The organism is Cellulomonas sp. plas2 (assembly GCF_057221735.1).
Genome location: NZ_CM170155.1, coordinates 3,437,588 through 3,450,954, shown reverse-complemented (window position 1 = coordinate 3,450,954; position 13,367 = coordinate 3,437,588). Strand labels below are relative to the sequence as shown.

Below are 13,367 nucleotides of genomic sequence, written 5' to 3'. Positions count from 1 at the left end.
CACGCCGGCGGGGCACCGTCAGGTGACGGCGCCCAGCTGCCAGGGCACGAACTCGTCGGACCCGAGGTCCAGCTCCTCGGACACCGTCTGCTCACCGGAGGCCACGGCGAGGACGCGCTCGAAGAGCTCCTCGCCGATCTCCTCGACGGTGGCGGTGCCCGTGACGATGCGCCCCGCGTCGAGGTCCATGTCCTCGCGCATGCGCTCGTAGGTCTCGGTGTTGGTCGCGACCTTGATGGACGGCGACGGCTTGCACCCGAGCACGGAGCCCCGGCCGGTGGTGAAGACGACGACCGTCGCGCCGCCGGCCACGATGCCCGTGACGGACACCGGGTCGTAGCCGGGCGTGTCCATGAAGACGAGCCCGCGCTCCGTGACGGGTTCGGCGTACTCCTTGACGGCGACGAGCTCGGCCGTGCCCGCCTTGGCCACCGCGCCGAGCGACTTCTCGAGGATGGTCGTGAGGCCGCCGGCCTTGTTGCCGGGGGAGGGATTGTTGTCCATGGTGCCGCCGCCGGCCGCGGTGTAGCCCTTCCACCAGTCCAGCCGGTCGAGCAGCCGCTGGCCGACCTCCCGGCTGACGGCCCGCCGCAGCAGCAGGTGCTCGGCGCCGAAGACCTCCGGCGTCTCGGCGAGGACCGACGTGCCGCCCTGTGCGACGAGCAGGTCGCTCGCCCGGCCCAGCGCCGGGTTGGCGGTGATGCCGGAGTACCCGTCGGAGCCGCCGCAGTTGAGGCCGAGCACCAGCGCCGAGGCCGGTGCCTCCTCGCGGCGCAGGGCGTCGATCGCGGGGAGCATCTCCTCGATGGCGGCCACGCCCGCGCGCACCGTGGCGCGGATGCCGCCGGTGTCCTGGATGACCAGCCGCCGGACCGGCGTGCCCGGGGCGAGCGCGAGCCCGTCGAGCAGGCCGTCGACGGGCAGCATCTCGCACCCCAGTCCCACGACGAGCAGGCCCGCCATGTTGGGGTGGGACGCGTACCCGCGCAGCGTGCGGCGCGTGACCTGCGCACCCTCGCTCGTGGGGACCAGGCCGCAGCCGGTGTCGTGCGTGAGGGCGACGACGCCGTCGACGTGCGGGTAGGCGTCGAGCACGCGCCCGCGGAACTGGTCCGCGATGAGCCGGGCGGTGGAGGCCGAGCAGTTCACGCTCGTGACGATGCCGATGTAGTTGCGCGTGCCCCAGCGGCCGTCGGCGCGACGGTAGCCCCGGAAGGTCCGCTCGACGGCCGCCGGGGGCAGCGCGACGCGGGCCGTGCCGAACTCGTAGGCCCGGTCCGCGTCGTCCATGCCGAGGTTGTGGCTGTGCACGTGGTCGCCGGGGGCGATGTCCCGGGTGGCGCGGCCGATCGACTGGCCGTACTTGAGGACCGGCTCTCCGGCGCCGGCTGCCCGGACCGCGAGCTTGTGCCCGCGCGGGACGGTGAGCGGCAGGGTGACGACGAGGCCGCCGTCCGCGGCCGGCAGCGCCACCTGCGTGCCCCGGCGCAGCTCGCGGGTGGCGACGGCGACGTGGTCGCCGGGGCGCAGGCGGAGCGCGACGTCGGCGAGCGCGAGCGGGGTGGCGGTCGTGGTCATGCGGGCAGGTCCTCGCTCCGGTCCGTGCGCGCCCCAGCGGTGCGCCTCGCCAAGATAACGCTTTCTCAGCGCGTCACGACAGGGGTGTCCCACCGGTCGGGCGGCAGCGCCTCGACGACGGACCAGCGCTCGTCGTCCGTGCCCGCCAGGCGCACGGGGGTGCCGGCGCGCCAGCGGGACGTCCCCGCGGGCAGGACCACCGCGGGCGACCAGGGGGAGCAGCCCGTGGCGGTGACGGGTGTCAGCAGCGGGCGGCCGTACCGGTCCTGCCCGACGAGCCAGCGCGCGGCGTGGGCGTCCTCGGCGCGGCCGTCGGGCCGGCCGCTGGGCGGGCCGTCCGGCAGGCCGGCGGGCCGGCTGTCGGGCCCGCCGTCGGTGGCGAGCGTCCGGCCCGTGCGCAGCGAGGCGAGGACGACGCGGTCCCCGGGGCGGACGGTCCGACCGGGTTCGGCGGGCTGCCGCGTGAGCACCAGCGGCAGCGGCCGCGGCGCGTACCGCAGCGCGAACAGGCCGCGCCAGGTCCGGCCCGTGCTCGAGCTCCACCCGGTCCCGCCCGCGCGGGCGGTGAGCCGCGTCGTACGTCCGGGGTGGTTGGGGTCGTAGACGTCCAGCTCGGTGGTCACGCCGTCGGTCCGGTACGCGTGGGCGACGACCTGGTGGTTGTCCCCGGCGGCGGGCAGCCGGCGCGCCACGACGAGCCCGACGAGCACCGGCCGCCCGGCGTCGAGCTCCGCCAGGACCGCCGGCAGCCCGTCCCGGCGGGTCAGCGTCCCGACGCCGATGACGGGCGGACGGTCCTCGTCGGGCCGCAGCGACCAGGTGAGGAACCGCAGCACGCGCGGCTGCGCGAAGGTGCGCAGCTGCCGGCGCAGCAGGGCGTCGGCGAGCCAGTGCCCGTCGGGCGGGACGCGACGCGGCGCCCAGAGGCCGGCGTCGAGCCGGGGTGCGGGGACGCCGGCGTGGTGGTGGTCCAGCGCCAGCGCCGCCATGCCGCCGCACCGGCCCGCCGTGGCCACCCGCCGGCCGCCGGGCAGCGGCAGCACGACGTTGACGAAGGCGTTGGGGAACCGGAACCCGTGCACGCGCGGGTCGAAGCCCGTCCGGGCCTCGCGCCCCGGCACCTAGACCCCGCCCGGGTGGCCGAGCACGCGCCACGCCTCGTAGGTCGCCACCGCGGCCGCGTTCGACAGGTTCATCGAGCGCCGCCCCGGCAGCATCGGGATGCGGACGCGGTCCGTCACACGCGGGTGCGCCACGACCTCGGCGGGAAGCCCCGTCGGCTCGGCCCCGAAGAGCAGGACGTCGCCGTCGCGCCAGTCCACGTCCGTGTGCCACCGCGTCGCCTGCGTCGTGAACGCCAGCACCCGCGCGTCGGGCAGCGTCGCGAGCAGTGCGTCCAGGTCGCCGTGCACCACGACGTGCGCCAGGTCGTGGTAGTCCAGGCCGGCCCGTCGCAGGCGGGCCTCCGACAGGTCGAACCCCAGCGGCTCGACGAGGTGCAGCGTGGCCCCCGTCCCGGCCGCCATGCGGATGGCGTTGCCCGTGTTGCCGGGGATGCGCGGCTCGTGGAAGACGACGTGCAGCACGGGTCAGACCCCCAGGGCCAGGCCCTCGTCGTCGGCCACGCGGGACCTGGGGTCGGTGGCACCCGCGTCGCCACCCGCGTCGTCGCCCCTGCCGTCGCCCGTGCCGTCGCCCGTGCCCGGCCCTGCGCCCAGCGCCGCGAGGACGCCCGCGCCGTACCGCTCGAGCTTCGCCGCGCCGACGCCGCTCACGCCGGCCAGCTCGCCCGTCGTCGCCGGCCGGCGCGCCGCGATGTCGCGCAGGGTCGCGTCGTGGAAGACGACGTAGGCCGGCACGCCCTGCTCCCGCGCGGTCGTCGCCCGCCAGGCGCGCAGCGCCTCGAACCGCGCCGCCGCGTCCCCGTCGAGGTCGGCCGCGGCCTTCCCGGCGGAGCCACTCCCGCCGCCGCGCCGGTCCCCGCGCGACGAGGGCCGGCGCGGTTCCTCCCGCCGCAGCGGGACGGGCGTCGCCCCCCGCAGCACCCCGGCGCTGCCCTCCGTGAGGCGCAGCGTGCCGTAGCCGTCGGTGTCCACCGCGAGCAGCTCACGGGCCAGGAGCTGGCGGACGACCCCGCGCCACTCCGCCTCGCTGGTGTCGGCGCCGATCCCGAACGTGCTCAGCGCGGTGTGCCCGAGCTGCGTCACGCGGGGGGTCGTCTTCCCCCGCAGCACGTCGACGACGTGCCCGACGCCGTAGCGCTGCCCCCGCTGGTCCAGCCGCACGACCGTGGACAGCAGCTTCTGCGCCGCGACGGTCCCGTCCCACGTCTGCGGCGGGGTGAGGCAGGTGTCGCAGTTGCCGCACGGCTCGGACGGCTGCCCGAAGTACGCGAGGAGCCCCTGGCGCCGGCACGTCACCGTCTCGCAGAGCGCGAGCATCGCGTCGAGGTGCGCGGTGAGCCGCCGCCGGTGCGCGGCGTCGCCGTCCGAGGTGTCGATGAGCCGCCGCTGCTGCACGACGTCGGCCAGTCCGTAGGCCAGCCAGGCCGTCGACGGCAACCCGTCCCGGCCCGCCCGGCCCGTCTCCTGGTAGTAGCCCTCGACGGACTTGGGCAGGTCGAGGTGCGCGACGAACCGCACGTCCGGCTTGTCGATGCCCATGCCGAACGCGATGGTCGCGACCATGACGAGGCCGTCCTCGCGCAGGAACCGGGCCTGGTTCTCCTGCCGCACCCGCCGGTCGAGACCCGCGTGGTACGGCAGCGCGGGGATGTCCTCCCCGACGAGGAACGCCGCCGTCTGCTCCACCGAGTTCCGGGACAGGCAGTAGACGATCCCGCAGTCCCCGTCGTGCTCCGTGCGGATCAGGCGGAGCAGTTGCGCGCGCGGGTTGTCCTTGGGCTCGATCCGGTAGCGGATGTTGGGTCGGTCGAAGCTGGCGACGACCTGCAACGCGTCCTCGAGCTGCAGGCGCGTGGCGATCTCGGCGAGGGTGTGCTCGGTCGCCGTGGCCGTGAGGGCGATGCGCGGCACATCGGGCCACCGCTCCTCCAGCAGCGCGAGCTGCAGGTACTCCGGTCGGAAGTCGTGCCCCCACTGGGACACGCAGTGCGCCTCGTCGATGGCGAAGAGCGCCACCGTCCCGCGGTCGAGCAGCGCGACCGTCTCCCGCACGACCAGCCGCTCGGGGGCCAGGTAGAGCAGGTCCAGCTCCCCGGCGAGGAACGCCTCCTCCGTCGCGCGTCGGGCCCCGGCGTCCTGGCTCGAGTTGAGGAACCCGGCACGTACGCCCAGCGCCGACAGCGCGTCCACCTGGTCCTGCATGAGCGCGATGAGCGGCGACACCACGACGCCGGTCCCGGGCCGCACGAGGGCCGGCACCTGGTAGCACAGCGACTTCCCGGCGCCGGTCGGCATGAGCACCAGGGCGTCCCCGCCGTCGACGACGTGCTGCACCACCGCGGCCTGGTCGCCGCGGAACCCCTCGTACCCCCAGACCTCCCGCAGCACCTCCACGGGATCCCGCCCGGCGAACCGCGCCGCCGCCCGCACCTCCTCCGCCCGCATCTCCGTGCCCGCGGGGGACGGGGTCGACGGCCGGCCACCGCCCTCGCGGTCCCCCCGCCGTGCCGACGCCCGCTCGGACGTCGTCCGCTCCGACATCGTCCGCTCGGACGTCGTCCGCTCCGACATCGTCCGCTCGGAGCCAGTCCGCTCGGACGTCGTCCGCAACCGCGACAACTCTCCAGCGGATGCCCGGCCGGCGTGGACGGGTGAGGGAGCCCATGCGTCGGGCTCGTCGTCCCATGCCGGGGGTTCGGTCACCGGCGGGTACCAGTCCTCGTCGCCCGGCACCTGCACGCCCCGCTCCACCGTCACCCGCCCAGCCTACGAGCCCCCTCCTCGCCCCCCGCCGCCGTCCACAGCAGCGCCGCACCGGAGTGCCGCACCGGAGTGCCGCACCGGAGTGCCGCACCGGAGTGCCGAACCGGAGTGCCGCACCGGAGAGCCGCGGCTGGTGACCGTCGCCGACCACGACATCTCTCGCGCTGCTACGTCGAGATACCGCAGTCGGCACCCTGTCGACGGCGTGTCGTGGCATCCCGACCGGGCGCGGGGGCCGATGAGGGAACGTGTCGACGGTGGACGACTGCGCGATGCAGCCGCTGGGGCCCCCGGGGGTGGGTCCGCACCTTCGCGCGATCGGCGGGGTCACCTGCCTCGTCGGTCGCACGAGCGAGGCGGGCCAGGCGCCACGACGCCGGATGCACTGCAGCAGGTGGCCCGCACCGACCGCGTCGGTGCCGCACCTGCGGGCGTTCTCGTCGTCGAGGTCCGTCGACATGCCACGACACGCCGACGACGGGGGTGTTCTGCTGGTACCTCGACGTAGTGCCGCGAGGACAGCGGTGAGGGGCAGATCCTGGCGTGGCGCGACGGGCTGGCTGGCGTCGCCGAGGCTCGCCGTGGTGCGCGGGGCGCGACGGGGCTCGCCCTGGCGCGACGGGCGGGCCGGCGTCGTCGAGGCTCGCCGTATGCGCGGGCGCGACGAGGCTCGCCCTGGCGCGGCGGGCGGGCCGGCGTGGCCGAGGCTCGCCGTGGTGGGTGGGCGCGACGAGGCTCGCCGTGGTGCCCCGACGCCGAGGGCCACGCGGCTCGTCGGTGGTCCGCGTGGTCGCGCCGAGGAGGTCGGCGGGTCAGCTGCCGGGCGTCGCCCGCGTGGCGAGGGCGAGGGCGCGTCTGACGCGGTGGCGCAGGCGGAGGGCGTGGTGGTGGAGGTCCTCGGGGAGGACCGTCAGGACGACCCAGTCCTCCTCGACGAGCCGCTCGCGCCGGGTGCGCACGTGCAGGGCCGACCGGCCCTCCAGCGCGTGCTGCGGGGCGTCGCAGTCCAGCACGAGACGGTGCTCGGGGTAGCCGAGGAGGGGGCCCGCCTGTCGGCCGAACGCCGCTCGGTGCGTGAGGTCCCGGAGCCGCGGCAGCGTGCCGAGGTGCAGGGCGCGGTGCGTGGCCGCCTGGAGGGGGCAGCACGTCCCGGGCAGGACGCTGCGCGCCACCGCGGCCGCTGTCCTGCGGCCGCGGCTGCCGGTCGGCATGGACGCCACGGCGCCGCCGAGCTCGTCACGGGTCGTGACGGCGACGCGGTGCGCGGTGAGCGCGTCGGCGAGCTCGAGGAGGTCGCGCTCGCCGAGCACGGGCGCGAGCTGGGCCCAGGCGTGCGCGGCGGTGACGACCGGCAGGCCGAGGTGAGTGGCGGCGGCGTCGGGTTCCAGGAGTGCGCTGGACGTGTGTGCTGCGACTCCCCGGCGGCGCGGGATGCGGGTGCCGGGCGGGACGGCGACGTGGAGGGCGCAGTCGTCGCTCCACCGCTCGGGAAGGGCCGCCCCTCGGAGGCGGAGGGCGGTCCACCGGGAGAACGCGGCATCTAGTGGGAGGTGGGGTAGGAGCAGCGCGCAGGAGGTGGCCAGTGGTGGCAGTGGGACGTCCGGGAGCACGGGCACAGGACAACGGTCCTGAGGGCGGCGGGACCGCGCGCGGACTCCGGCGGTGGACGGTCGCGGCGGACGGCGGGTCTGGGGACGTGCCGACGGCCCCGGCAGAGGTGCCGGGGCCGTCGGGTGTCGGCGGATCCTGCGATCGGCGGGCCGTGGTGCTCGACGGGCGGCCGAGCACCACGGTCACCGGGTCACGACGTCACTGGACGTCGTCGTCGACCCAGTCGAGGGTCTTCTGGACGGCCTTCTTCCACAGGCGGTACTGGCGGTCGCGCTCGGAGGACTCCAGGTCGGGGGTCCAGCGCTTGTCCTCGGCCCAGTTGTCGATGACGTCCTGCTCGCCCTTCCAGAAGCCGACGGCGATGCCCGCGGCATAGGCGGCGCCGAGGGCGGTCGTCTCGGCGACCTTCGGGCGGACGACGGGCACGTCGAGGATGTCGGCCTGGAACTGCATGAGCAGGTCGTTCTTCGTCATGCCGCCGTCGACCTTGAGCTCCGTCAGCGCGACGCCGGAGTCCGCGTTCATGGCGTCGAGGACCTCGCGCGTCTGGAAGGCGGTGGCCTCCAGCGCCGCGCGGGCCAGGTGGTTGCGGTTGACGTAGCGCGTGAGGCCGACGATCGCGCCGCGGGCGTCCGAGCGCCAGTACGGGGCGAACAGGCCCGAGAACGCCGGGACGATGTAGGCGCCGCCGTTGTCCTCCACCTTCGAGGCCAGGTACTCCACGTCCTGGGCCTCCATGAAGAAGCCGAGGTTGTCGCGCAGCCACTGCACGAGCGACCCGGTGACGGCGATGGAGCCCTCGAGGGCGTACACCTGCGGGGCGTCGCCGATCTTGTAGGCGACCGTGGTCAGCAGGCCGTTCTTCGACGGTACCGGCTCCGTGCCGGTGTTGAGCAGCATGAAGTTGCCCGTGCCGTACGTGTTCTTGGCGGTGCCGACCTCGAAGCAGGCCTGGCCGAACGTCGCGGCCTGCTGGTCGCCGAGGATGCCGGCGATCGGCACGCCCGGGACCATACCGCCCTGGCGGCCGTGGCCGTAGACCTCGGACGACGAGCGGATCTCGGGCAGCATCGACAGCGGGACGCCCATCTCCGCCGCGATCTCCTCGTTCCAGGTGAGCGAGTCGACGTTCATGAGCATCGTGCGCGAGGCGTTGGTGACGTCGGTGACGTGGATGCCGCCCTCGACCCCGCCGGTCATGTTCCACAGCACCCAGGAGTCGGTGTTGCCGAACGCCAGCTGGCCCTTCTCGGCCTTCTCCCGGGCGCCCTCGACGTTGTCGAGGATCCAGCGGATCTTCGGGCCGGAGAAGTAGGTGGCCAGCGGCAGGCCGACGCGGTCCTTGTACCGGTCGTTGCCGCCGCCGAGGGCGGCCAGCTCGTCGGCGATCTTCTGGGTCCGGGTGTCCTGCCAGACGATGGCGTTGTAGACGGGCTTGCCGGTGGTGCGGTCCCACACGACGGCCGTCTCGCGCTGGTTGGTGATGCCGACGGCCGCGATGTCGTGGTGGGTCTTGTTGGCGCGGGTGAGCGCCAGCGCGACGACCTCGCGGACGTTGTTCCAGATCTCCTCGGGGTCGTGCTCGACCCAGCCGGCGCGCGGGAAGATCTGCGCGTGCTCCTTCTGGCCGACGGAGACGATGCTGCCGCCGTGGTCGAAGAGGATCGCGCGGCTGCTGGTGGTGCCCTGGTCGATCGCGATGACGTACTGCTCGGCCATGTGCTGTCTTCCTTCGTCGTCGGTCCGGGCGTCGGTGCCCGGGCGTGCAGCGGGGAGGGGTGGGACGGTGGCGGGCGTCAGCCCAGGTACCAGCGGGCGACGAGGCCGGCGAGGATGCCGCCGACCGCGGGACCGGCGACCGGCACCCAGGAGTAGGCCCAGTCGGACGAGCCCTTGCCGCGGATGGGCAGCAGCGCGTGGACGAGGCGCGGGCCGAAGTCACGGGCCGGGTTGATGGCGTAGCCCGTCGGGCCGCCGAGGCTGGCGCCGATGCCGACGACGAGCAGCGCGACGGCGAGCGGGCCGATCTCCGCAGGGGTGTTGCCGAACAGCAGCACGACGAACACGAGGACGAAGGTGCCGATGACCTCGGTGAGGAAGTTCCAGGAGTACGCGCGCAGCTCCGGGCCGGTGGAGAACACGCCCAGCTTCACGCCCGGGTCGGCCTGCTCGTCGAAGTGCTTCTTGTACGCGAGGTAGGCCAGGACCGCGCCGAGCATGGCGCCGCCGACCTGGGCGACCACGTAGAGGAAGCCGTTGACGACCGAGACCGGCACGCCCGGGGCGAACTCCTCCGCGCCGGACGACCACAGGCCGAGCGTGACGGCCGGGTTGAGGTGCGCGCCGGACTTGAAGGACACGTACACGCCGGCGAAGACCGCGAGGCCCCAGCCGAAGTTGATGAGGAGCCAGCCGCCGCCGAAGCCCTTGGTCTTCGGCAGGATGACGTTGGCCACCACACCGGCACCGAGCAGGATGAGCATCGCGGTGCCCAGGAATTCGGAGCCGAACGCTTCTCCGATGCTGATGGAGTCCACGGAAGACCCTTTCTCTTGACGTCGTCGTCACTCCGTACCGGGGGCAGGTCCCGGTGCGGTCCAGCAGGCGGCGGCACCCGCGGGGTGGGTGCCGCCGGTCGAGCTCAGGTGCCGTAGGGGGCCGCGGTCCCCATGCCGGCGGGGGAGCCGGGCTTGAGCCCCGCCCCCGGGTTCCCACCCTTGTGCCCCGTGCCGTCGAGGGGCAGGAGCGACACGACGTCCTCGGCGGCGAGGCGGGCCGCCTCGGCCGACCGGTCGTCGGGCTGCTGGGCGGCGCGGTCCTCCGCCTCGGCCCGGGCGACGTACGCCGCGATCTCGCGACGACGGGTCTCGTCGTCCCAGCCGAGGACGGGGGCCAGGAGGTCGGCGATCTGTTCGAGGGCGCCGACGCCCTTGTCCGCCTGCTCGTAGTTGAGCCGGGTGCGGTGCATGAGGACGTCGTCCAGGTGCAGCGCGCCCTCGTGGCTGGCGGCGTAGACGATCTCCGCGCCGATGTACGCCGGCGCGTGCTCCAGCGGCAGGGCCAGGCCGGGGTCCGCCTCGCACAGCTCGACGAGCTCGGACAGCAGCGAGCCGTACCGGTGCAGCAGGTGGTCCATCCGGAAGCGGTCCCAGCCCCAGCGGTCGCCGATGCTCTTGGCCTGGCGCTGGAAGACCGACAGGCCCTCGGCGCCGGCCAGCGGCAGGTCGTGCGTGAGCGAGGGCAGCGTCGTCGCGCGGGAGCCGATCGCGAAGTCGACGGCGTCCTTGGCCATGACGCGGTACGTCGTCAGCTTGCCGCCGGCGATGACCGTGAGGCCCGGGACCGGCGAGGCGACGGTGTGCTCGCGCGACACCTTGGCCGACGAGGTCCCCTCCTTCGTGCCCGGCTGCAGCAGCGGGCGCAGGCCGGCCCAGGTGCCGATGACGTCCTCGCGCGTGATCGGCCGTGCCAGGACCGTGTTCGCGTGGTCGATGACGTAGTCGATGTCCTCGCTCGTCGCGACCGGGTGCGTCAGCTCCTGCTCCCACGGGGTGTCCGTGGTGCCGATGACCCAGTACCGCGACCACGGGATGATGAAGAGGACCGACTTCTCGGTCTGCAGGATCAGCCCGGTGTCGCCGGCGATGCGCGAGCGCGGCACGACGATGTGGATGCCCTTGGAGGCCAGCACCCGCAGGCCGCCGTCGGAGCCGGCCAGCGACTCGGTCTGCTCGGTCCACACGCCCGTGGCGTTGATGACCGAGCGGGCGCGCACGTCCAGGTGCTCGCCGGTCCCCAGGTCGACGAGCTCGGCGCCCGTGACCGCCCCGGCCTGCGTCGTGTGCAGGTCGACGACCTGCGTGCGGCTGGCGGCGTGGGCGCCGTAGGACACGGCCGTGCGCACCAGCGTCTCGACGAGCCGCGCGTCGTCGACGGACGCGTCCCAGTAGCGCACCGCGCCGATGGCGGCGTCGTGGCGCAGGTCCGGGAACAGGCGCTCCATGCCCTTGCGCGTCAGGTGCCGGTGGATCGGCATCGCGCGGCGGCTGCCGGAGACGGAGGCCAGCGTGTCGTACAGCGCGACGCCCGCCCCCACGTAGGCCCGCTCCCAGACGCGGTTCTCCAGCGGGTAGAGGAACGACACCGGCTTGACCAGGTGCGGCGCCAGCCGCGTGATGAGCAGGTCGCGCTCCGTGAGGGCCTCGCGGACGAGGTGGAAGTCGAGCATCTGCAGGTAGCGGAGGCCGCCGTGGACGAGCTTCGAGGAGCGCGACGACGTCCCCGACGCCCAGTCCTGCCCCTCGACGATCGCCGTCGACAGCCCGCGACTCACGGCGTCGAGCGCGATGCCGGCACCGGTGACGCCACCGCCGACGACGAGGACGTCGAGCTCGGCGTCCCTCTCGGTGCTGCGGCGCATCCGGTCGAGCGCGTCGCGGCGGGCCGCCGCGGTCAGCGGAGCGGTTCTCATGGGCCAGGTCCTCTCGTCGTGCCTCGTCGCACCGGTGGTCCGTCGTGCGGCCCGGCAGGGCCGGGCGCGTCCCCGCGGCCCACCGGGCCTCCTGCCCCGACATCGTTCCCAGGGGACGAACGTTCGCGCAACACCGCTGAACGGATGTGCACAATGGCCTCCCCGTCCCCCGGAGGGGTGGTCTCGAGGGCGGACGGACGTGCACGCAGGCCCCTGGCGCGGCCGCGAGTCGGCGGGCCACGATGCCCCTGGGCGACGAGGAGGTCGGCATGGAGGTGGCGGAACGGGAGCAGGACGTCCTGCGTGCGGCGTCGATGTACTACCTCCAGGACCTCAAGATGGAGGTGATCGCGCGGCACCTGGGCACCTCGCGGTCCACGGTGTCGCGGCTGATCAAACGTGCGCGCGAGACGGGCCTGGTCGAGATCACGCTGCGGCCGGCCAGCACGCGGGCCCCGGGCCTCGGGCGGACGGTCGCGGCGGCCTACGGGCTCGACGCGTACGTCGTGCCCGTCCCCGACTCCGCCGGCCAGGTCGAGCGGCTGGACCAGGTCGCCATGACGGCGGCGCGGCTGCTGTCGTCGTGGTTCGACTCGGACATGGTGCTCGGGGTGGCCTGGGGGACGACGCTGGCGACCGTCTCGCGCTTCCTGGCCCCCAAGCCGACCCGCGGGTCCGCCGTGGTGCAGCTCAACGGCGCGGCCAACATGCGCACGTCGGGCATCGAGTACGCCTCCGACCTCATCTCGAGCTTCGGCACCGCCTTCGGGGCCGCCGTGCACCACTTCTCGGTGCCCGCGTTCTTCGACTTCCCGGAGACGAAGGCGGCGATGTGGCGCGAGCGGTCGGTGCTGCGCGTGCTCGACATGCAGCGGCGCGCGGACATCGCGCTGTTCAGCGTCGGCGCCGTGGCGGGTGCGGTGCCCAGCCACGTCTACGCCGCGGGCTACCTCGACGACGAGGACGTGGCGACCCTGCACGCCGAGGGCGTCGTCGGGGACGTGTGCACGGTGTTCCTGCGCGCCGACGGCTCCTGGCGCGACGTGGGCCTCAACGCCCGCGCGACGGGGCCGACGCCGGAGGAGCTCGTGCGCGTCCCGCGGCGCGTGTGCGTCGTGGCGGGGGACAACAAGATCGCCCCCCTGCTGGCGGCGCTGCGTGCGGGGGTGGTCACGGACCTGGTCATCGACGAGCTGACGGCCACGCGCCTGCTCGAGCACGCCGGCGGCGGGCCGGCGCGACGGGGGCGCGGACGGCGTGCGGGCTAGCCTGCGCCCGTGACCTCGTTCCACGTGCGGCCCGCGCTCCCGGCCGACGTCCACGCGATCCACGACCTCGTCGAGCCCTACGCCGCGGAGCGCATCCTGCTGGCCAAGGAGTGGGTGGGCTACTACGAGTCGGTGCAGGAGTTCCTCGTCGCCGAGAGCACGGGACCGTCCAGCACGACGGGCGGCACGACGGGCGGCGGGCGGCCCGAGGTCCTGGGCTGCGGGGCGCTGCACGTCATGTGGTCGGACCTGGCGGAGATCCGCACGCTGGCGGTCTCGCCGCGCGCGCGGCACCAGGGCGTGGGGCACGCGCTCGTCGACGGGCTGGTGGCGCGGGCGCGGTCGATCGGGCTGCAGCGGGTGTTCTGCCTGACCTTCGAGGTCGCGTTCTTCCGGTCCCACGGCTTCCGCGAGATCGAGGGCACGCCGGTCACGCCCGCGGTGTACGCCGAGCTGCTGCGCTCCCACGACGACGGCGTCGCCGAGTTCCTCGACCTCGCACGCGTGAAGCCCAACACCCTGGGCAACACGCGGATGCTGCTGGAGCTGTAG

General features: G+C 74.4%; 10 protein-coding genes. 2 read left to right on the top strand and 8 right to left on the bottom strand.

Annotation, left to right across the window (positions count from 1 at the left end):
- Nucleotides 1-18 precede the first annotated feature (18 nt).
- The 8 genes from AC2TDM_RS15330 to AC2TDM_RS15295 form a co-directional block, all read right to left on the bottom strand.
- A complete protein-coding gene (locus tag AC2TDM_RS15330; protein ID WP_484635191.1) occupies nucleotides 19-1,578 on the bottom strand; it encodes a UxaA family hydrolase in 1,560 nt (519 codons plus the stop codon).
- A gap of 65 nt (nucleotides 1,579-1,643) precedes the next feature.
- Nucleotides 1,644-2,699 (bottom strand): hypothetical protein, encoded by a 1,056-nt coding sequence (locus AC2TDM_RS15325; RefSeq protein ID WP_484635190.1) that lies wholly within the window; start codon nucleotides 2,697-2,699, stop codon nucleotides 1,644-1,646.
- Nucleotides 2,700-3,164: a tRNA (cytidine(34)-2'-O)-methyltransferase gene (locus tag AC2TDM_RS15320; RefSeq protein ID WP_484635189.1), complete on the bottom strand. Its 465-nt coding sequence runs from the start codon at nucleotides 3,162-3,164 to the stop codon at nucleotides 2,700-2,702.
- A 3-nt stretch (nucleotides 3,165-3,167) separates the two neighbouring features.
- Nucleotides 3,168-5,147 carry a DNA helicase RecQ gene (recQ, locus tag AC2TDM_RS15315; RefSeq protein WP_484636481.1) on the bottom strand — a complete coding sequence of 660 codons (1,980 nt, stop codon included), beginning with the start codon at nucleotides 5,145-5,147 and terminating at the stop codon, nucleotides 3,168-3,170.
- Between the two features lie 1,130 nt (nucleotides 5,148-6,277).
- Nucleotides 6,278-6,775, bottom strand: coding sequence for a hypothetical protein (locus AC2TDM_RS15310; protein ID WP_484635188.1), 498 nt, complete (start codon nucleotides 6,773-6,775; stop codon nucleotides 6,278-6,280).
- A 499-nt stretch (nucleotides 6,776-7,274) separates the two neighbouring features.
- Nucleotides 7,275-8,795 carry a glycerol kinase GlpK gene (gene glpK, locus AC2TDM_RS15305; RefSeq protein ID WP_090031154.1) on the bottom strand — a complete coding sequence of 507 codons (1,521 nt, stop codon included), beginning with the start codon at nucleotides 8,793-8,795 and terminating at the stop codon, nucleotides 7,275-7,277.
- Between the two features lie 77 nt (nucleotides 8,796-8,872).
- On the bottom strand, nucleotides 8,873-9,559 hold the full coding sequence (locus tag AC2TDM_RS15300; protein ID WP_239078629.1) for an MIP/aquaporin family protein: 687 nt from the start codon (nucleotides 9,557-9,559) through the stop codon (nucleotides 8,873-8,875).
- A gap of 158 nt (nucleotides 9,560-9,717) precedes the next feature.
- A complete protein-coding gene (locus AC2TDM_RS15295; RefSeq protein WP_090031152.1) occupies nucleotides 9,718-11,547 on the bottom strand; it encodes a glycerol-3-phosphate dehydrogenase/oxidase in 1,830 nt (609 codons plus the stop codon).
- 242 nt (nucleotides 11,548-11,789) lie between these two features.
- Between AC2TDM_RS15295 and AC2TDM_RS15290 the strand changes: the two genes are divergently transcribed.
- Together AC2TDM_RS15290 and AC2TDM_RS15285 are read left to right on the top strand one after the other, a co-directional pair.
- Nucleotides 11,790-12,815: a sugar-binding transcriptional regulator gene (locus AC2TDM_RS15290; protein WP_244890634.1), complete on the top strand. Its 1,026-nt coding sequence runs from the start codon at nucleotides 11,790-11,792 to the stop codon at nucleotides 12,813-12,815.
- A 9-nt stretch (nucleotides 12,816-12,824) separates the two neighbouring features.
- Nucleotides 12,825-13,367 (top strand): amino-acid N-acetyltransferase, encoded by a 543-nt coding sequence (locus tag AC2TDM_RS15285; RefSeq protein WP_090031151.1) that lies wholly within the window; start codon nucleotides 12,825-12,827, stop codon nucleotides 13,365-13,367.

What these genes read in the sequence shown, in the direction of transcription:
- AC2TDM_RS15330 (WP_484635191.1), bottom strand. Translation starts at nt 1,578, where the DNA reads ATGACCACGACCGCCACCCCGCTCGCGCTCGCCGACGTCGCGCTCCGC.
- recQ (WP_484636481.1), bottom strand. Translation starts at nt 5,147, where the DNA reads ATGCGGGCGGAGGAGGTGCGGGCGGCGGCGCGGTTCGCCGGGCGGGAT.
- glpK (WP_090031154.1), bottom strand. Translation starts at nt 8,795, where the DNA reads ATGGCCGAGCAGTACGTCATCGCGATCGACCAGGGCACCACCAGCAGC.
- AC2TDM_RS15300 (WP_239078629.1), bottom strand. Translation starts at nt 9,559, where the DNA reads ATGCTCATCCTGCTCGGTGCCGGTGTGGTGGCCAACGTCATCCTGCCG.
- AC2TDM_RS15295 (WP_090031152.1), bottom strand. Translation starts at nt 11,547, where the DNA reads ATGAGAACCGCTCCGCTGACCGCGGCGGCCCGCCGCGACGCGCTCGAC.
- AC2TDM_RS15290 (WP_244890634.1), top strand. Translation starts at nt 11,790, where the DNA reads ATGCCCCTGGGCGACGAGGAGGTCGGCATGGAGGTGGCGGAACGGGAG.